The organism is Salinispora mooreana (assembly GCF_000379065.1).
Taxonomy (GTDB): Bacteria; Actinomycetota; Actinomycetes; order Mycobacteriales; family Micromonosporaceae; genus Micromonospora; species Micromonospora mooreana.
On sequence record NZ_KB900614.1, the window covers coordinates 755,887 to 774,677 of the forward strand.

General features: G+C 69.7%; 21 protein-coding genes. 8 read left to right on the top strand and 13 right to left on the bottom strand.

Translation table 11 applies throughout. The annotated features are described in order from the left end of the window. Positions 1 to 15: 15 nt before the first annotated feature. The 4 genes from SALPAC6_RS0103565 to SALPAC6_RS0103580 all read left to right on the top strand — a co-directional run bounded on the left by SALPAC6_RS0103565 (position 16) and on the right by SALPAC6_RS0103580 (position 3,939). Positions 16 to 1,644 (top strand): long-chain-fatty-acid--CoA ligase, encoded by a 1,629-nt coding sequence (locus SALPAC6_RS0103565; protein ID WP_018252070.1) that lies wholly within the window; start codon positions 16 to 18, stop codon positions 1,642 to 1,644. Next, complete coding sequence (locus SALPAC6_RS0103570; RefSeq protein ID WP_018252071.1) at positions 1,641 to 2,639, top strand: LLM class flavin-dependent oxidoreductase; 999 nt, start codon at positions 1,641 to 1,643, stop codon at positions 2,637 to 2,639. Before SALPAC6_RS0103565 ends, SALPAC6_RS0103570 begins: the two co-directional genes overlap by 4 nt. A 65-nt stretch (positions 2,640 to 2,704) precedes the next feature. Then, positions 2,705 to 3,493 (top strand): thioesterase II family protein, encoded by a 789-nt coding sequence (locus SALPAC6_RS0103575; protein ID WP_018252072.1) that lies wholly within the window; start codon positions 2,705 to 2,707, stop codon positions 3,491 to 3,493. After that, a complete protein-coding gene (locus SALPAC6_RS0103580; RefSeq protein WP_223874258.1) occupies positions 3,490 to 3,939 on the top strand; it encodes a PaaI family thioesterase in 450 nt (149 codons plus the stop codon). Before SALPAC6_RS0103575 ends, SALPAC6_RS0103580 begins: the two co-directional genes overlap by 4 nt. Positions 3,940 to 4,154: 215 nt before the next feature. On the opposite strand, the gene SALPAC6_RS0103585 is transcribed toward SALPAC6_RS0103580, so the two are convergent. Together SALPAC6_RS0103585 and SALPAC6_RS0103590 are read right to left on the bottom strand one after the other, a co-directional pair. Next, positions 4,155 to 5,570 (bottom strand): MFS transporter, encoded by a 1,416-nt coding sequence (locus tag SALPAC6_RS0103585; protein WP_018252074.1) that lies wholly within the window; start codon positions 5,568 to 5,570, stop codon positions 4,155 to 4,157. Between the two features lie 181 nt (positions 5,571 to 5,751). Continuing rightward, positions 5,752 to 6,120 (bottom strand): nuclear transport factor 2 family protein, encoded by a 369-nt coding sequence (locus SALPAC6_RS0103590; protein WP_018252075.1) that lies wholly within the window; start codon positions 6,118 to 6,120, stop codon positions 5,752 to 5,754. 213 nt (positions 6,121 to 6,333) lie between these two features. Here SALPAC6_RS0103590 and fabI point away from each other — a divergent pair, with 213 nt between their 5' ends. The 4 genes from fabI to SALPAC6_RS0103610 all read left to right on the top strand — a co-directional run bounded on the left by fabI (position 6,334) and on the right by SALPAC6_RS0103610 (position 9,154). Beyond that, entirely contained in the window at positions 6,334 to 7,209 is an 876-nt protein-coding gene (gene fabI / locus SALPAC6_RS25310) for an enoyl-ACP reductase FabI (protein ID WP_018252076.1), read from the top strand. Further along, positions 7,206 to 7,688: a MaoC family dehydratase gene (locus SALPAC6_RS0103600; protein ID WP_018252077.1), complete on the top strand. Its 483-nt coding sequence runs from the start codon at positions 7,206 to 7,208 to the stop codon at positions 7,686 to 7,688. The genes fabI and SALPAC6_RS0103600 overlap by 4 nt, the downstream gene beginning before the upstream one ends. 112 nt (positions 7,689 to 7,800) lie before the next feature. Then, on the top strand, positions 7,801 to 8,631 hold the full coding sequence (locus SALPAC6_RS25315) for a helix-turn-helix transcriptional regulator (RefSeq protein ID WP_050563425.1): 831 nt from the start codon (positions 7,801 to 7,803) through the stop codon (positions 8,629 to 8,631). Positions 8,632 to 8,728: 97 nt separating this feature from the next. After that, positions 8,729 to 9,154, top strand: coding sequence for a hypothetical protein (locus SALPAC6_RS0103610; protein ID WP_018252079.1), 426 nt, complete (start codon positions 8,729 to 8,731; stop codon positions 9,152 to 9,154). A gap of 319 nt (positions 9,155 to 9,473) precedes the next feature. Here SALPAC6_RS0103610 and SALPAC6_RS0103615 read toward each other — a convergent pair whose 3' ends face one another. From SALPAC6_RS0103615 to SALPAC6_RS0103665, 11 genes are all read right to left on the bottom strand, one after another. Then, positions 9,474 to 9,887: a DUF5130 family protein gene (locus SALPAC6_RS0103615; protein WP_018252044.1), complete on the bottom strand. Its 414-nt coding sequence runs from the start codon at positions 9,885 to 9,887 to the stop codon at positions 9,474 to 9,476. Continuing rightward, positions 9,874 to 10,161, bottom strand: coding sequence for an aa3-type cytochrome oxidase subunit CtaJ (ctaJ, locus tag SALPAC6_RS27165; RefSeq protein WP_026189287.1), 288 nt, complete (start codon positions 10,159 to 10,161; stop codon positions 9,874 to 9,876). Before ctaJ ends, SALPAC6_RS0103615 begins: the two co-directional genes overlap by 14 nt. 70 nt (positions 10,162 to 10,231) lie before the next feature. Then, on the bottom strand, positions 10,232 to 11,698 hold the full coding sequence (locus tag SALPAC6_RS0103625) for an amidase (RefSeq protein ID WP_018252080.1): 1,467 nt from the start codon (positions 11,696 to 11,698) through the stop codon (positions 10,232 to 10,234). Beyond that, entirely contained in the window at positions 11,695 to 12,780 is a 1,086-nt protein-coding gene (locus SALPAC6_RS0103630; protein WP_026189288.1) for an amidohydrolase family protein, read from the bottom strand. The genes SALPAC6_RS0103625 and SALPAC6_RS0103630 overlap by 4 nt, the downstream gene beginning before the upstream one ends. Beyond that, positions 12,780 to 13,304, bottom strand: coding sequence for a 3-hydroxyanthranilate 3,4-dioxygenase (locus SALPAC6_RS0103635; protein WP_018252082.1), 525 nt, complete (start codon positions 13,302 to 13,304; stop codon positions 12,780 to 12,782). Before SALPAC6_RS0103635 ends, SALPAC6_RS0103630 begins: the two co-directional genes overlap by 1 nt. After that, a complete protein-coding gene (locus tag SALPAC6_RS0103640; RefSeq protein ID WP_018252083.1) occupies positions 13,301 to 13,759 on the bottom strand; it encodes a RidA family protein in 459 nt (152 codons plus the stop codon). The genes SALPAC6_RS0103635 and SALPAC6_RS0103640 overlap by 4 nt, the downstream gene beginning before the upstream one ends. Beyond that, complete coding sequence (locus tag SALPAC6_RS0103645; RefSeq protein ID WP_018252084.1) at positions 13,756 to 14,529, bottom strand: 2-keto-4-pentenoate hydratase; 774 nt, start codon at positions 14,527 to 14,529, stop codon at positions 13,756 to 13,758. Before SALPAC6_RS0103645 ends, SALPAC6_RS0103640 begins: the two co-directional genes overlap by 4 nt. Beyond that, complete coding sequence (gene dmpG, locus SALPAC6_RS0103650; RefSeq protein ID WP_018252085.1) at positions 14,526 to 15,581, bottom strand: 4-hydroxy-2-oxovalerate aldolase; 1,056 nt, start codon at positions 15,579 to 15,581, stop codon at positions 14,526 to 14,528. The genes SALPAC6_RS0103645 and dmpG overlap by 4 nt, the downstream gene beginning before the upstream one ends. Beyond that, entirely contained in the window at positions 15,578 to 16,504 is a 927-nt protein-coding gene (locus SALPAC6_RS0103655) for an acetaldehyde dehydrogenase (acetylating) (RefSeq protein WP_018252086.1), read from the bottom strand. The genes dmpG and SALPAC6_RS0103655 overlap by 4 nt, the downstream gene beginning before the upstream one ends. Beyond that, entirely contained in the window at positions 16,501 to 17,298 is a 798-nt protein-coding gene (locus SALPAC6_RS0103660; protein ID WP_018252087.1) for a 2-keto-4-pentenoate hydratase, read from the bottom strand. The genes SALPAC6_RS0103655 and SALPAC6_RS0103660 overlap by 4 nt, the downstream gene beginning before the upstream one ends. Beyond that, positions 17,295 to 18,776, bottom strand: coding sequence for a 2-hydroxymuconic semialdehyde dehydrogenase (locus SALPAC6_RS0103665; RefSeq protein ID WP_026189289.1), 1,482 nt, complete (start codon positions 18,774 to 18,776; stop codon positions 17,295 to 17,297). Before SALPAC6_RS0103665 ends, SALPAC6_RS0103660 begins: the two co-directional genes overlap by 4 nt. Between the last annotated feature and the right edge of the window lie 15 nt (positions 18,777 to 18,791).

Here is an 18,791-nt window from a genome sequence, read left to right on the forward strand (position 1 = left end):
CCTGTTGGAGGAGCCGTGACACTGCACCTGGATTGGACCCTGCCGGCCTCCTCGGCCGCCCACGCCCGGCACCGGCCGGCCCACGTGGCGATCCGCTGCCAGGACCGGACGATGACCTACGCCGAGCTGCAACAGTGCAGCGACCGGACGGCCCGCGCGCTGGTGGCCACCGGCATCCGTCCCGGCAGCCGGGTGGCCTACCTCGGCCGGGAGTCGGAGTACTACTACTCGACGGTGCTGGCCTGCGCGAAGGCCGGGATCGTCCTCGTGCCGGTGAACTGGCGGCTGACCGTGGGCGAGGTAGACCACATCGTACGGGACTCCGGCGCGCGGTTGATCTTTGTCGAACGGGAGTTCCGCCCGTTGGTCGACCGGGTCCACCGTGACCTGCCGGAGGCCTGCGCGGTGGTGGAGTTGGACGCCGACGATCCAACAGACCCGGGTGCCGGCCTCAGGCGGTGGCGGTCAGCCGCGGCCGACCCCGATGCCGCGCCGGACCCCCGGGCAGACGCCGCGTCGGCCCACCGGGCCGGGCCGGACGACCCGGTGGTGCAGATCTACACGAGCGGCACCACCGGCCGGCCGAAGGGTGTGGTCCTGGCACATCGCAGCTTCTTCACGCTGCCGGCGGCGATGCGCGCGGCCGGGGTGGACTGGATCGACTGGCGTCCGGACGATGTCAGCCTGATCTCGCTGCCCGGTCTGGGAATCGCCGGCATCGGCTGGTTCATGCACGGCTTCAACGCCGGGGCGACCAACGTGGTGATGCGGATGTTCGTGCCACAGGAGGCGGTCCGACTGATCCGCGAGCACGGGGTCACCACGACCTTCGCGGCACCAGCGATGCTGGCGATGATGCTGGCCGAGCGGGAGGCCGAGCCGGCGGCGTTCGCGTCGATGCGCAAGGTGGCATACGGTGCCGCGCCGATCTCCGAAGGGCTGCTGCGCCAGTGCCTTGAGGTGTTCGGCTGCGAGTTCGCCCAGATCTACGCGAGTACGGAGACCGGCACGGTCGCGGTCTGCCTACCGCCGCAGGCACACGTGCCGGGCAGCCCCCTGCTGCGGTCGGCCGGCCGGGCCTGCCCCGGCACCGAGGTAAAGGTCATCGACCGGGACGGCACCGTACTGCCGCCAGGGCAGATCGGGCAGGTGTGCATCCGCACCCCGGCCCGGATGCTCGGCTACTGGAACCTGCCGGAGGCCACGGCAGGCACGCTCGTGGGCGAGTGGCTGCACATGGGGGACGCTGGCTATCTGGACGAGGACGGCTACCTGTTCCTGCGGGACCGGATCAACGACACGATCATCGTGGCCGGCCAGAACATCTATCCCGCCGAGGTCGAGACGGCGCTGGCTGACCACGCCGCCGTGGCCGATGTCGCCGTCGTCGGAGTCGCCCATCCACAGTGGGGTGAGGCGGTGCACGCCTGCGTCGTACTGCGTCCGGGCCGGGCGGCGACCCCACGCGAGCTGCTCACCTTCCTGCGCGGGCGGCTCGCCGACTACAAGATTCCGGTCGAGTACCACGTCGTGACCGACCTGCCCCGCAACCCGTCCGGAAAGATCCTGCGCCGCCTCGTACGGGAGCGCCTGCAATCCGCGACGACGCCCGACGCGTCCCACCTCGAAGGGAGTTTGACGTGACCGTCCCCAACGGAATACGGATCGGCATCCTGCTACCAACCCGAGAGCAGGCCATCACCGGCGACGTGGGCATGCCGGCACTGCTCGACTTCGCCCGCGAGGTCGAGGATCTGGGCTTCGACTCGCTGTGGACCGGCGACTCGCTGGTCGCCCGACCCCGGCTGGATCCCATGATCGTCCTCGCGGCGGCGTCGGCGGTGACGTCCCGGATCACCCTGGGCACGGCAGCGCTGACGGCGGCGCTGCGACATCCGCTGATCGGCAGCAACATGGCGGCCGGTCTCGACCACGCCAGCGGAGGTCGGCTCGTCCTCGGGCTGGGATCGGGCTTTCCCATCCCAGAGACCGAGGAGGAATTCGGACTGGTCGGGGCCGCCTTCGAGGGCCGGGCGGGCCGCCTCGACGAGATCGTGGCGCTGTGGCGGCGGGCCTGGGCCAGCACCGGCGACGGCGCGCCGACGGAGTTCACCGGCCGCCACTGGCGGGCCGCCGGCCTGGACCGGCTGGTGCGCCCGGTACGAGCGGGCGGCCCGCCGCTCTGGCTGGCCAGCAGCGACACCCCGAAGGTGCTGCGCCGGGTGGCCCGGCACTACGACGGCTGGCTGCCGTTCCTACCGTCACCCCGGGCGTACCAGGCCGCCCGCCAGACGATCGCCGAGCACTGCGTGGCGGCGGGACGGGACGCAGACGCCGTCGTTCCCGCCCTGTACGCCACGCTCACCGTCAACGACGACGAGTCGGCGGCGCAGGCGGAGATGGAGCACTACGTCGAGCGCTACTACGGGCGTTCGCTGGAGATGATGTCGCAGATCCAGGCGTACGGCTGGGGTAGCGCCGCCCAGTGCGCGGCCTGGCTGATCGAGTACGTCCGGGCGGGCGCCCGGCACATCGTCATCCGGATCGGTTCACTCGACCCCGAGCCCCAGCTCAAGCAGCTCGGCCAGACGCTGCTTCCGTTGGTCCGCGCGGCGGTCGCCGACGACCCGGTCGCCTGACGCACCGTCGCGGTGGGCCCGTCCCCGACGCACCGCCGCCCGACTTACCGACAGGAGAGCCTTCCATGATCTACCACCTCGACCAGACGTCCACGGCGGGACACTGGTTCCACCCGGTGGAGCCGGACCCCGACGCGCGTATCCGACTGTTTCTCTTTCCCCACGCGGGCAGCGGAGCGATCATCTACTGCGACTGGGACAGCCTGCTTCCGCCGGACATCGCCCCGCAGGCGGTGACCCTGCCCGGACGGCACAACCGCCGGGAGGAGGCCGCCTACGACGACTGGGAGCCGCTGCTCGACGCGCTGCACGAGGCGTTCCAGGCCGAGGCGGACGACCGGCCGTACGCCTTCTTCGGGCACTGCATGGGCGCGCAGCTCGCGTACCAGCTGACCCAGCGGTTGCGGGCGGAGGGCGAGCGGGGGCCGCTGCTGCTGGGCACGTCCGGCTGGGCCCCGCAGGGCTTCTTCCAGCCGACCGCCGAGCAGAGCCAGATGCCCGAGTCGGAGATGGTCGAATGGATCAAGAAGCTGGGCTCGTTCCCCGCCGAGATCTACGACAACCCGGCGATGCTGGCGCTCGTCGTCCCCGCACTGCGGGCTGACCTCGCGGTGTGCGCGCAGTACGTGGACGACGGTGCCACGGTGGACTGCCCGATCGTCTCGTACGGCGGACGGGAGGATCCGCTGATGGAGCGCGCGGACGCGATGGACTCGTGGTGCGACCGGACCCCGCGCTACCTGGGCAACCGCGAGTTCCCGGGCGGGCACTTCTACATCGACGCGCACGCGCTCGCGGTGACCACCGACTTCGCCGCCCACCTGCACCGGATCGAAACCCTCGCCGACCGATGAGGAGCACCGGGGACGCGCTGGGCAGGGGCATGCCCGGCCAACCACTGACCGCGCAGAGCCTGCGCGAGCTGATGCCCTTCGCCGAGACCGTCGGCGTGCGGTTCGACCGGATCACCGCCGGGGAGGTGACCGCCCGGCTGTCCTGGGCACCGCAGCGCTGTACGGCCGGCGGGGTGCTGCACGGCGGCGCGCTGGTGACGCTGGCCGACGCGGTGGCCGGGGTCTGCGCGCACCTGAACCTGCCGCCGGGGGCGGTCACCTCGACGATCGAACTCAAGATCAATTTCCTGGCCGCCGTACGCGAGGGCGAGGTGCTTGCCCGCGCCACTGCCCTGCACGTGGGTCGCAGCAACATCGTCGTCCAGACGGACCTGACCGCCGTCCGCGAGCGCGGCGAGCCGCAGCGGGTCGGCCTGGTCGTCCAAACCCAGGCCGTGCTCGGCTGAGCACGGTCAGCGGCTCGCACACACGTCATGACCGATTGGGGCGGTCCCGGCTCGTTTCCGGGGCCGCCCCAGTCGCTACCCGGCACTCGCCTGTGGATCCGTCCCCTTCCGGGTCGCCCGAGTCAGCCGTGCCGAGATCTCCGAGGCGCGGTGGGGTCGAGGGTCGGCGACACACGCTGGCCCCGGGATCACCGGGATCACCGGGATCACCGGGGTCACCCGGGACGCCCGGCGAGCACCGGCTCGTCGTCGGAGGTCGGTAGGTCAACGGAGGTGCCGGTGGTGCGCTCACCGAGGGTCAACACGGTGGCGACCAGCACCGCCATGCACGCCGCTATGATCGCGAAGAGCCAGCCCGCCCCGGCGATCTGCAACACCGGCAGCAGCAGGAACGGAAGCAGCGCGGCACTCAGCCGGGACAACGAATACGCCGCGCCCGCCGCCGTGGTGCGGAAGGCCGTCGGGTACTGCTCGGCGAGGTAGACGTGCGAGGCGGTGGAGAAGACGTTGCTGAGCAGCGTGTAGGTGAAGCCGGACAGCACCACCATCCAGACCGTCGTGGACAGCCCGAAGCCGAGGCCACTGACCGCCATCAGCGTGGCCGACAGGCAGATCAGGGTTCGTCGCTCGATCCGGTCCATGATCGGCACGGACAGCAGCGACCCGATCGGGTAGCCGAGGAACGACAGGGCGGTGAAACCCAGGCCCTGCACGATGTCGAAGCCCTTGGCGGCCAGCACCTGCGGCGCGAGCGTACCGAAACCGTAGTAGGCGGTAACGGAGAGAAAGCAGAAGATCCAGAGCATGACGGTACGGCGTAGGTAGGGCGGCCGGAACAACGCGGCGTACCCGGGTCGACGGGGGGACGGCCTGGCTGGCGCGGCCGCTCCGGTCGGGGCGGCGGGCGGGGTGATACCGGCGGACAGCTCCATCTGACGGACGATCGCGTCCGCCTCGGCCGTGCGCCCCCGGGCCTCCAGCCAGCGTGGCGACTCGACCAGCCTGCGCCGCAGCACCCAGACCAGCGCTGTACCGACCGCACCGAGGATGAAGACCCATCGCCATCCGGCCAGCCCCAGGATCTCCTGCGGTGCCAGCCACAGCGCGGCGAAGCCGACGGCCGGCACCCCGCAGAAGGCGATCGTGTAGGCCCAGGCGATGAAGCGACCGCGGCGCCGCGCCGGGACCACCTCGGCCAGGTAGCAGTCGGCGAGGGTCTGCTCGGCACCGATCCCCACACCGGCGAGGAACCGGGTCACGATCAGCCAGGCGGCGCTCGGGGCGAACGCACCGAGCAGGGTGAAGAAGGAGTACGTGGCCAAATTGATCATGAAGGCGTTTCGCCGACCGACCACGTCGGACATCCGACCCAGCAGGATGGAGCCGAAGAACTGGCCGATGAATCCGGAGGCGAGAAACAGCATGAGCATTGTTCCGGCGATTCCGAACTCGACCTGGAGCACCTTGGAGACCGTGCCCGACAGGTTGCTGTCGAAATAATCGAAGAAGAGACCGACACCGATCAACAGGGTGATGGTGCGGTGGGCGCCGACGACCGGCAGGCGGTCGAGCCGTTCGCCGATCGGCGTCGTGCCGTCCGGCGCGGTCCGGACAGGGCTCACTTGGGTCATGAAACCGGTTCTCCGATCCTGTGCCGGTCAGCTCGCAGTCGGCCACGGCTGCCGGAAGCGTCTGTGCGGGCGAGACGACAATCCGGCCAAGGTTTTCGGGCGGGGGAGCCCGAAAACCTTGGCCGGATCTGAGGAGTTGTTCGCGTGTGCTGACGTCGCGGCCGTCACCGGCCCCGACCGGTCAGGCGGACGGCACCTTGTCGAGGAAGCCGTAGACGGCCACGATCCGGCCGTCCGGCCCCGTCTTGACGACATCGAACCCGACCACCACCGGCTCGGTGGCACCGGCCGGCGCGAGGTTCCAGGTGAACCGGGCGATGTCGTGGTGCGCGTCGGCCGGCGCCGCGAGTGTGAACACGAGGCCCGGGAACTGCTTCCGCACGGCCCCGATCAGACCGTTGACCCCCTCGCCGCCGGACACGCTCGCCATGGGGTCGGTGAAGGTGACGTCCTCGGTACACACCTCGCTGATCTTCTTGGCGCGGGTGTCGGCGTCAGGCTCGTTCCAGATCTCCAGGTACCGCTCGACGGTAGCCTTAAGGTCGCTCATGCTCATCACTCCGTTCTTGGGCCAGCCGAGACGGCCGCATGCCTCTCTCGAATGGCAGAAATATCCCACGGCGCAATCGCCCGGTCGATTACCTGATAGGTAATGCATTCGGCCGATCTGTCAGCCAGTCATCATCGAACTGTCAGTACGCCATGTCGACAATGACACGGCGTCGATGGACGATCCCGACGCCGGGACCTCCGGGGAGGAAACGTGCTGCTGAGCGGGAAGAAGATCCTCGTCACGGGCGTGCTCAACGAGCGGTCCATCGCCTTCGGCGCCGCCCGGCTCGCCCAGGAGGAGGGCGCCGAGGTGGTGCTCACCAGCTTCGGCCGGGCCCTGCCGATCACCCGGGCGATGGCGCACCGACTGCCACGGGCCTGCGACGTACTGGAACTGGACCTGACCCGACCGGAGCACCTGACCGCCGTACAGGACGACCTGCGCGACCGGTGGGGACAGCTCGATGGAATTCTGCACGCCGCCGCCTTCGCCCCGCAGGCCGCCCTCGACGGCGGATTCCTGCACACCGACTGGGAGGACGTGGCGCAGGCGATACAGGTCTCGACATACTCCTTCGTCTCCCTCACCCGCGAGTGCGCGGAACTGCTCCGCGCGGCCGGTGGCGGCTCGGTCGTCGGTCTGGACTTTGACTCGACGTTGGCCTGGCCCGGCTACGACTGGATGGGAGTGGCCAAGGCCGGGTTGGAGAGCTGCTGCCGTTACCTGGCGCACACCCTCGGCCCGCAGGGCACCCGGGTGAACCTCGTCGCCGCCGGACCGCTGCGCACGGTCGCGGCGTCGGCCATCGGGGCATTCGAAACGCTGCACCAGGCATGGCTGGACCGGGCACCACTGGCGTGGGATGTCACCGACACCACGCCGGTCGCCCGGGCGATCTGCGCGCTCTGGTCGGACTGGTTGCCCGCCGTCACCGGGGAGGTGCTGCACGTCGACGGCGGCGTGCACGCCCTCGGTGCCGGCATCACCCCGCGGGAGCCGGCGACGGGCACGGCAACCGCAAACGGTACGACCGGCCAACCGGGCCGGTCCACCGGTCCGCTGTCGCCGACGGGACTGCCGGCGTGAGCCCGCGCACCGTCGACCTGGCCGACCTCGCCTCGCTCGCCGGGCAGGAACTCGGCACGAGCCGATGGCACCGGATCGACCAGGACACCGTCGACCGCTTCGCCACACTTACCAACGACCACCAGTGGATTCACGTCGACCCGGTGCGGGCGGCCAGCGGACCGTTCGGCGCGCCGGTCGCGCACGGCTTCCTGGTGTTAGCGTTGATACCGGGGATGGTCAACGAGGCCGTGACGGTCTCAGGGGTCCGGTACACCATCAACAAGGGCATGGACCGGGTACGGCTCAACGCGCCGGTCCGGGTGGGCGACCAGGTACGGGCCAGGGTCACCGTGGCATCGGCCCGGCCGCGACCGCGCGACCACCAGGAGTGTGTCTTCGCCGTACGGGTGGAGGGGTCTGACCCGCGGACTCCCGTCCTGCGGGTCGAGCTGACCTATCTGTTCCTCCCCGAATCCAGTGCGGCTCACCTGTCGTAGTCCGTCAGCACATCTCCCGCGATGCCATGTGTGTCACCCACCAACTACCTGGCGCACTCTCATTACCTCCAAGGTAGTTGACCGCGAACAGTACATCAGGGATCTTTGTAACGTGACCACTACCGTGACCCAGCCTGCCGTGGGGGACCTTCTCCGCGACTGGCGCCGCCGGCGGCGCCTCAGCCAGCTGGAGCTGTCGATCAAGGCCGACATCTCCTCCCGCCACCTGAGCTTCCTGGAGACCGGTCGGTCGGCACCCAGCCGGGACATGGTCCTCCAACTCGCCGACCGACTCGACCTGTCCCTGCGTGACCGCAACCGGCTGCTACTGGCCGCGGGTTACGCCCCCGCCTACCCGGAGACCCCGTTGGAGGCACCGCACATGGGGGCCGTCCGGGCTGCCGTGCGCCAGCTCCTGACCGGACACGAGCCCAACCCGGCGGTCGTCATCGACCGTAACTGGAACATGATCGACGCAAACGCCAGCCTGGCGATGCTGGTCGAGCCGGTGGCCCCGTGGCTGCTGGCACCGCCGGCCAACGTCCTGCGGGTGAGCCTGCACCCCGAGGGCCTGGCACCGCACATCGTCAACCTGGGCGAGTGGCGCGCGCATCTGCTGCACCGGCTGCGCCGACAGGTGGACCTCGGCGGCGATGCCGACCTCCGCCGACTTGAGGAAGAACTCTCCGAATATCCGTGCGACCAACATGAACCGGGCATCGAGTTACCCGGTCCAGGGGAGATCGCGGTGCCGCTGCGGCTGCGGCGCGGCGGCATGGAGTTAAGCATGTTCAGCATGGTCGCGACGTTTGGAACACCCCTGGATGTCACCGTCGCGGAGCTGTCGATCGAGTCATTCTATCCCGCCAACGAAAACACCTCGAGGCTTCTGCGGAAATGGCACGACGCGCATATGAAAGATTCGGTCAACGCCACGGGTTGACCTTTGTCGCGTCGGTTAGTCTCGCCGAGAATAGCGGCCACGTTTACCTACCTGGCAGGTAATCGACACGGCCCGCATCGCCGGAGAAACTAGAGACATGACTGTTCCAGCCGCCGCGGCCGGCCGCGGCTCCGCCGTCAAGAACTCGTCCAACCCGTTCCTACGATTCGCACTCAAGCTCGATGCGGTAGTGACCAGTCTGAATGGACTGGCCTACCTGGTGGCAGCTACCCTGCTCGATGACGTATTCGACCTGTCCGCGGGCCTCCTGCGCGGAGTCGGCATATTTCTGCTCGTTTTCGGAATTCTCGTCTGGGTGGCCGGCAGCCAGTCGGCCATCAGTCGCGGCGCGGTCGGTGTCATCATCGCCGTCAACCTGATCTGGACCTTGGACAGCCTGGTCATCGCAGCCACCGGTTTCGGTGACCCGTCCACGGTGGCGCGGGTCTGGATCGCGATGCAGGCAGTCGTCGTCGGCCTGTTCGCCGTGCTACAGATCGTCGGTCTGCGTCGGCGGTCCTGACCCGCCCCGCACGACCCCGGCGTTGTTCCGGCTCGAGCTGTTCTGTCCGTGTTGAAAACCGACACCGATCCACGAGACGAGTTGCGGGACGAGCGCGGCTCCTAGTGATCTTTCGGGGTTCTAGCCTCAGGTCGCAGGAGCCGCGCTCGTGACGTCCTCTCGCCGATCGACCCGGTTTCCACCGCGCCATCGTGGGTGTGCTTGTCGCGGCCCCGGTTTCCTCGTGCTCTCGATATCCGGCTCGGGTAAGGCAACTGAGCAGCTTGACGTCGAACGATGGGTGAACCCCGGTCACCCAGACGGTGATCGCGACCTTGTATCAGCAGCCCCTACCAGCGTGGCTGGCCAACTGGTCAAGGCCGGTGACGATCCCACCGGCCAGATCACCGCCACCAAAAGCCGCCACCATCGACAACGCAGCCAACCGCACATACGTATCCGGCACACGCCTACGCGCATGCCGGCCAGTAACGATCTCCAGCCGCCGCTGGTTCGGCGACACCGCGACCAAGACCGACCGGTCAGGATCAGCCAACTGACGATGCAACCGCTCAGCGTCCTCCCGGACCGGCTCCTCAAGACCACCGACGAAAATCGAGAAGGTCAACCCCGTACTCTGATCCGCCACACGCATAGCCTCATCCACCCGAAGCAACTGACGGGTCGAGAACGGGCCATCCAACCCCGGCGCCGCCGCCACCTCAGACGACGACGGCAACTCACCAACGGTCACTTGCGCCTCCGGTCCCACCAACCGACACCCTCTGGCCGGCCTGCTCCTGCCCACGACCCGACAACGCAGACACCTGCACACCAACAGCCAGCGCCGTACCCGCCGAATCAGCCAACTCCTCCGGACCACTCACAAACCACACCGGAGTGAAATCAAAGGGCCGGCCAGGCCGGTAGCGCTTACCACCACCACCAACACCACGACCGCTGGCAGCGTACGCCACCCCAGCGATGACCAACACAGCCACCACCGGAACCCCGACGAAGACCAACACCGTATCCGTTACAGACAATCCCAACGCCCCCAGGCGAAAAAGAGACCAGGAATCCGGGNCGGGTGGACAGTCATGCGAACAATTCCCCGACTCCGCTCGGAGTATTCACGTTAGCGGAGTCAACCGCCCGCCAGATTGCGGGGTGGCGACCCCACCCCCCACCAAGCCGCTCCAGCTGAGCAGCAACAGCAAGCAACCGCCCATCATCACCCAGCCGACCACTCAGAAGGACCCCAACCGGCAACCCACCAGCAGTACCACCCACCGGAAGCGACACCGACGGACCACCCGTAACATTAAACACAGCACAATACGGCGAAAACCGCCGCTGACGGTCAAAATCATCCGCCGGATCACAACCATCAGCAAACCAACCCACCGACGCCTGCGGCACAGCAAGAGTAGGACAAAGCAGCAGATCACACCCCGCAGTCCGACGCATCCCGAGCCGGACCTGCGCCTGGAGCTCACCGAGTGCGGCGGTGAGACTGGCAGCGGAGATCGCCGCCCCGCGCTCCCGCAACAACCGGGTCAACGGCAGCAGCTGGCTCTCACGCTCGGGCGGCACCGGGGCGAGCGCGAGCACGTACCAGACGATCTCGAACAGCGGCCATGCCGTCGGCGTCAACGGCGGTGGCACCTCGACCACCTCATGACCAGCGGCGGTGAGCAGCGCGGCAGCCTGGTCCACGGCGGTAACGCAGTCCGGGTGTACCGACTCGTCGGCGAGCATCGGGGCGGTGAAGCGGCCAATCCGCAGCCGGCCCGGCGTGGCGGCCCGGGCCGCCGCGAGCCAGCCACCGGCCGGCGGTGGCGGCGCCAGGTAGGGCTCACCGGGAACCGGCTGAGCCAACACGTCGAGCAACGCGGCCACGTCGGCCACAGTCCGCCCGATCGGGCCGCTGGTCGGCAGGCCGTACGCACCGAAGCCGACCGGACCACCCGAGACCACCCCGCGGCTGGGCTTGTAGCCGACCAACCCGCACATCGAGGCCGGGATACGCAGCGAGCCGCCACCGTCGGAGCCCTGGGCCACCGGAAGGAGACCGGCCGCCACCGCGGCCGCCGCACCACCGCTGGAGCCACCGGCGGTATAGGCAAGATCCCACGGGTTACGTGCCGGCGGGGCGACCCGCCCTTCGGAGTAGAGCGAGCAGCCCAGCTCGGAGGTGGTGGTCTTGCCGAGGCTGACCAGGCCGGCGGCCCGGATGAATCGGACCACGTCCGCGTCGACCGGCGGGACGAAGTCGGCGAAGGCAGCGGAGCCGAAGGTCGTGCGCACGCCGGCGGTGAGGGTCAGATCCTTGATCGCCGTGGGCACACCGTGCAACAGCCCCCGCGCCGGGATCGGAACGGCGTCAGCCGCGTCGGCGGCAGCCAGGGCCGCCTCCGGGGTCACGGTGACGAACGCGCCGACGGTGTCACCGAGCGCCGCCACCCGGGTCAGGTGGTGTTCGACCAGTTCTCGGCTGGTCCGCTCGCCGCTGGCGATCGCGGCGGCCTGCTCCAGTGCGGTCAGATCGTGCGGCTCGGTCATGCCGTTATCCTGCCCGCTGCCCGATCGGGCCACTGCCCCGACAGGCCGTACGGGCCCGCCGCGGTGGGTTCGCCCTGCCCCCGAGGGGAGAGAAAGCGCAGCGCGTTACCGCCGAGCAGGCCGGCGCTTTGGTCCGGGGTGAGGAAGTCGGAGCGGTGCACGACCGCACCGACCGGACGTTCCCCCAGTGGATAGGGATAGTCGCTGCCCAGCAGCACCTGGTCAACTCCGATCGTGTCGACCAACAGCCGCAGCGCCGCCGGTTCGAACACCACCGAGTCGACGAAGAACCGGTCCACGTACGAGCTGGGGGGCCGGGCGGAGGCACCGCGGACCAGATTGCCGCGACGGTGCCAGGCGTTGTCCGCGCGGCCCAGCCAGAACGGGAAGCTGCCACCGCCGTGCGCGAAGCAGATCCGCAACGCCTCCGGCACCCGATCGAAGACCCCGCCGAGGATCATCGCCAGCACCGACAGGTGGGTCTCGGCCGGCATCCCGGTAAGCCACCGCGCCATCCACCGATCCAGCCGGGGCCCGCCGGGCATGTCCCACGGGTGGACGAAGACCGGCGCGCCGACCTCGGCGCAGTGGGTCAGGAACTCGACGATGCCGCTGTCGTCCAGGTCGAGGTCGCCGACGTGGTTGCCAATCTCCACCCCGGCATGCCCGGCGGCGAGACAGCGGTCCAGCTCGGCGCTGGCGACCTCCGGGTCCTGCAGCGGCACCTGGCAGAACGGAACCAGCCGACCGTCCCCGGCAGCCGTGATCTCCAGCATCCGGTCGTTGAAGATCCGAGCCACCTTGACCGCCTGGGCGGCAGGGCGGTCATAGCAGAAGAAGACAGGCGTCGGCGAGACCACCTGCACGTCGACACCGTCGGCAGCCATGTCCGCCAAGCGGATCGCCGGGTCCCAGCACTCCGGGCCGATCGGGCGGAACTCCGTCTCGCCGACCATGATCATCGCAGCGCGCTCGGAGTCGACCCGCAGCCAGGGCCAGCCAAAGCCACCGCAGGCCGCAGCGAGGTCCGGCCAACCCCGCGGTACGGCGTGCGAGTGCACATCGATAACCGGGGTAGCCATCAGCTCTTGCCCGGATGCAGCGTGCCGCACTGGTCGCAGGTCCGCGCCGCCTCGTCGGCGTAGAAGGCGGCGAAGACCGGAGGCAGGTCGGCGGCGATGTCCCGGACCTGCAACTCCACCTCGTGCACCTTGTTGGTGCACTCGGGGCAGTACCACTGGAACCGTTCCAGGGTGCCCTCCTCGCGGACCCGCTCGATCACCACACCGATCGAGCCGGCCTCCGGTCGCTGCGGCGAGTGCGGAACTCCGCGCGGCAGCATCCACATCTGCCCCTCGCGGATGTGCACCGTCTGCGGCCCGTCCGGAAGCATCAGGTTGACCTGCATGTCCCCTTTGACCTGGTAGAAAAACTCCTCATACGGTTCGACGTGATAATCGGTGCGCTGGTTCGGCCCGCCGACGACCATGACGATGAAGTCGGAGCTGCCGGGGAGCAGTTCCTTGTTGCCCACCGGCGGCTTCAGCAGGTGCTGGTTGTCCACGATCCAACCGGGGAAGCTGAACGGCGCAGCGATCTCGCTCACAACGGACCTCCTTCGGGGCGCAGGGCGACGGCCTGCATTTCGATCAACAGGTGCGGGTGCGGGAGCTGGTGGACCGCCACGGTGGTCCGGGTCGGCCCGCTCGCGTCGAAGAACTCCGCCCACACCTCGTTGTAGCCGCCGAAGTCGTTCATGTTGACCAGGTAGCTGGTCACCTGCACCAGGTCGGCCAACCCGGCGCCGACTGGGTGGAGCAGATCCCGGATGTTCGCGATCACCGCCCGGGTCTGGGCCCGGATATCGAGGTCGGTGGTGCCGAACTCGTCAACGGCGACACCCGCAAAGGTGTTGTCCGGGCGGCGGGAGGAGGTGCCGGAGACGAAGATGACGCCACCGGCGACCTTGACGTGCGGGAACGCCCCACGCGGCACGGCCTTCCCGGCCACGACCCGGGCGGCTGCCCGCCCGCCGGGCTCCGGCGCTGCCCCGCCGGTCACGCCGCCGCCCGCAGCGACGCGGTGCTGAGCTTCTCCACCACCGCGCGGACGTGCGCGCCGGGTCGCAGCGCGACGGCGGCCGTTGCGGCGCCGGCCAGAAAGACCCAGCCCGGGTGGAGCCGAACCCCGCGCTGGCCGGCGAGCCGGACCCCCTCGTCGAAGGCGCGGCGCGGGTCGCCGAGAATCGCCGCGGTCGACCCCACCTGGGCGACCTGGCCATCGATCTCCAGCAGCACGCCAAGGTTATCCAGGCCATCCGGCACCGGGCACCACGGCCCCACCACGAAGGCCCCCGCCGACGTGTTGTCGGCGATCACGTCCGGCAGCGAGAAGGTGAAGTTCGCGTACCGGGAGTCGATCAGCTCGATGGCCGGGGCGACCGCCCGGACCGCGGTGGCGAACTCCGCGACCGGCTCACCCGGCTCGGGCTGCCGGTCCAGCAGGAAGGCCACCTCCGGCTCGACCCGGGGGTGGATGAAGTCTCCGACGGAGACGGTCCCGCCGTCGGCGACCCGCATCCGGTCGGTGAGCCGGCCCCAGATCACCTCGTCCACCCCGACCTGGGCCATCTTCGCCTTACTGGTCAGCCCCATCTTGACGCCCACCAGCCGCTCACCCCGATCCAGCCGGCGGCGCACCAACTCGGCCTGCACCGCGTACGCGGCATCGACGTCGAGCCCGGTCTCGGCGGCGAGCTGGCCGATCGCCGTACCCCGGTCGGCCGCCGCGACCAATTGTCCGGCGATCCCGGCGATATCTGCTCCGATCACGTCTCCTCCTTGCCGGCCAGGTCCAGCGCCACATCCACGATCATGTCCTCCTGGCCACCGACCATCTGACGCCGGCCCAGCTCGACCAGGATCGAGCGGACGTCCACGCCGTAGCGTTCGGAAGCCCGCTCGGCGTGCCGCAGGAAACTGGAGTAGACGCCGGCGTAGCCCAGCGCGAGCGTCTCCCGGTCCACCCGCACCGGCCGGTCCTGCAACGGCCGGACCACGTCCTCGGCCGCGTCCATCAACGCGAAGACGTCGCAGCCGTGCTCCCAACCGTGCAGCTCGGCGACCGCGGCAAAGACCTCCAGCGGCGCGTTGCCCGCGCCCGCTCCCTGCCCGGCGAGGGAGGCGTCAACCCGGACGGTTCGGCCGGCCGGCGCATCCAACGGCCCATCCCCAAGGATCCGGCCGTGCTCCACCGCGACCACGCTGTTCGCCACCCCGAGCGAAAGGTTGTGATGGGCGTGGATGCCAATCTGCGTCTCCGGATCGAGCACCTGACGATAGGCGTCGACTCGTTCGGCCACGTCAGACATCAGCAGCCGGCCACCGGAGTCGGTGACATAGACACAGTGCGCGCCGTACGACTCCATGAGCTTGGCCTGTGCCGCCAGCGCGGCCGGGTCGTTCATGTGGGCCATCATCAGGAACCCGGAGACGTCCATCCCGTTCTCCCGGGCCCAGCCGATGTGCTGGGCGGAGATGTCGGCCTCGGTGCAGTGGGTGGCGATCCGAACGCTGGTCACGCCGAGGGCCCGCGCCGCCTTCAGGTCGGCGATGGTGCCGATTCCGGGGACCAGCAGCGTCGTCAGCCGCGCCGAGGTCAGCACCTCGGCCGCCGCCGCGATCCACTCCGCGTCGCTCGCCGCACCGTGCCCGTAGTTGACACTCGACCCGGCCAGCCCGTCACCGTGCGCCACCTCGATCGCCGCGATTCCGGCGGCGTCGAGGGCGGCGGCGATCGTCCGTACCTGGTCGACGGTGTAGCGGTGGGCGATGGCGTGCATCCCGTCCCGCAGCGTCACATCCTGGAGGTAGAGCTGGGTCATGCCGGCACCGCCCGTCGGGCGATCAGCCGCTCCGCGGTGCGCAGCGCGGCCGAGGTCATGATGTCCAGGTTGCCCGCGTACGTCGGCAGGTAGTGCCCGGCACCGGAGACCTCCAGGAACGCCGAGACCTGCAGGCCGGTGAGGCGCCGACCGAGCGCCGGTAGGTAGCTGTCCACCCGGTCGAACTGCACATCCTGTTTCAGGCGGTAACCGGGGACGTACTCCTGTACGGCATGGACCATGTCGGCGATGGCGGCGGCGATCGCGGCTTGGTCCGCGTCGGTGTCCGGGCAGAGGCAGTACACGGTGTCCCGCATCAGCAGCGGCGGATCAGCCGGGTTGAGCACGATGATGGCCTTACCCAGCTCGGCGCCGCCGACCACCTCGATCGCCCGGGCAGTGGTCTCGGTGAACTCGTCGATGTTGGCCCGGGTCCCCGGCCCGGCCGACTTCGCGGCGATCGAGGCGACGATCTCCCCGTACGCGACCGGGGTGACCTGGCCAACGGCGGCGACGATCGGCACGGTCGCCTGCCCGCCGCAGGTGACCATGTTGACGTTGGCTTCCTGTAGGTGTTCGTCCAGATTGACCGGCGGCACCACGTACGGCCCGACCGCGGCAGGGGTCAGGTCGACCACGGTCCGACCGTGGGCGCGCAGCACGGCGTCGTGGTGTCGGTGCGCCCCGGCCGAGGTGGCGTCGAAGACCACCGCCACGTCGGCGAACTCGGGCAGCGCCACGAGCCCCGCCACCCCCTCGGCGGTGGTGGTGACGCCGAGTCGCCGGGCCCGAGCCAGTCCGTCGGAGTCCGGGTCGATGCCCGCCATGGCGACCATCCGCAGGCTGTCGCTTAGCCGCAAGACTTTGATCATCAAGTCGGTCCCGATATTCCCGGAACCGAGCACTGCCACCCCGACGCTCATTCTTCGACCTCCTTCGCAAAGCAGGTACGTACCGATCCGAGGCCGGAGATCCGCGCCTCATATGCCGCGCCGGGCGTCACCGGCACCAACGGGCCAAGCGCCCCGGAGAGCACCACGTCGCCCGCCCGCAGCGGATCACCGGAGCGGGCGAGGGTCCGCGCCAGCCAGGCCAACGCGTGCAGCGGGTTGCCGAGGCAGGCCGCCGCGGCACCGACCGAGACCAGCTCCCCGGCCTGCTCCAGCACCATGCCGGCGAGACGCAGGTCCACATCGGCGAGCCGGCGGGGCGTGGTGCCCAGCACGAACAGCCCGCTGGAGGCGTTGTCCGCGATCGTGTCCACGATGGCGATGTCCCAGCCGGCGATCCGGGAGTCGACAATCTCTATCGCCGGTAGCAGGTGATCGACCGCCCGGATCAGGTCGGCGGTGGTGATCCGCTCGTCCGGCAGGTCCGCGCCGAGCACGAACGCGATCTCGGCCTCCACCCGGGGCTGGAGCAGCAGGCCAGGCGGCACCTCCACCCCGTCGGGCACCGCCGTGGCCTCGGTCAGCACCCCGAAGTCCGGCTGGTAGACGCCGAGGCTCTCCTGCACGGCTGCGGAGGTCAGACCAATCTTGGCGCCGACTCGCCGGTGCCCCTGCCGCAGCCACTGGCGCACCTGCGCCTGTTGCACAAGGTACGCCGAGTCAATGTCCCCGTCGGGGATGAGCCGCCCGCGCAGCGGAGGGCAGGGTCTACCGCTCTCCCGAGCCTCGGTGAGCTCCCGGGCGGCGGTCTCGTAGTCGACGGTCATGTCAAGTCCACACAGACGTTGGTGAGCTCGGAATAGAAGCCCAGCGAATGAATACCGCCCTCCCGGCCGACGCCGGAGGACTTCACCCCGCCGAACGGGGTACGCAGGTCACGCAGATACCAGGTGTTGACCCAGACGATCCCCGCGTCCAGCCGGGCACCGGCCCGGTGGGCCCGACCCACGTCCCGGGTCCACACCGCCGCCGCCAAGCCGTACTCGGTGCCGTTGGCCAGCGCGTACGCCTCCTCCTCGTCGTCGAAGGGCGCCACGTGCACGACCGGACCGAAGATCTCCTCCCGGTTGGTCCGCGCATCGGGACCGAGCCCGGCGAGCACCGTCGGCTGGATGTACGCGCCGCCGTCGCGGGCGTCGCCGAAGCGGGGCGTACTCCCGCCGGCGAGGACCTCCGCCCCGTCGGCGCGGGCCAGCTCGTAGTGGCCGAGCACCTTCTCCCGGTGGGTGGACGAGATCAGTGGCATGTTTGCCGTGGCCTCGTCAACGGGCCACCCGTACGGCAGCTCGGCGGCGCGCTCGGCCAGCCGGGCGGTGAACTCCGCGAAGACCGGACGCTGCACGTAGATACGTTCGGTGCAGAGGCAGACCTGGCCGCCGTTGGTGAAGCTGGACCGTACCGAGCCGGCCACCGCCGCCGACAGATCGGCATCGGCAAAGACCAGCCCGGCGTTCTTGCCGCCCAGCTCGAAGGAGACCGCCTTCACCCCGTCGGCGGCGGCCCGCATGATGGCTCCGCCGGTGGTCGACTCGCCGGTGAAGGTGATCGCATCAACGTCGGGGTGCCGGGTGAGGAACTCCCCCGCCGAGCCGGGTCCGAAGCCGTGCACGACGTTGAAGACGCCCTCGGGCACACCGGCGGCGGCCATCACCTCGGCGAGCAGGGTCGCCGAGGCGGGTGTCTCCTCACTGGGCTTGACCACCACCGCGTTGCCGCACGCCAACGCGGGCGCGACCTTCCAGGTGAGCAGGAGCAGCGGCAGGTTCCACGGGACGATCACGGCGACCACGCCGACCGGCTTGCGCAGCGCATAGTTCAGCGCCTGGCCACCGGAGGGGGTGCGGGTGCTGAACGACTCGGTCGGTGTGGTCGCGGCGATCTCGGCGAAGGCACGGAAGTTGGCCGCGCCGCGCGGGATGTCCAGCGTGCGGGCCTGCGAAATCGGCTTGCCGGTGTCGGCCACCTCGGCGGTGACCAGGTCATCGAAGCGGTGCTCCAGCTCGTCGGCGACTCGGAGCAGCACCTCGGCGCGCTCTCGTTCGCCGAGCCGGCCCCACGGGCCGCGCAGCGCGGCGCGGGCGGCGGCTACCGCGTCGTCCACTCTGGCCTGATTCGCCGCAACGACCTCGAAGATCGGCTCCCCGGTGACCGGGCTGTGCTTGGTGAAACGGCGACCAGCGTCAACGAACTCGCCGGCGATGAAGTTGGGCAGCAGGGCCGGCCCATCCGGTGCCCGGCCCGTCATCTGGCGCGAATCCCA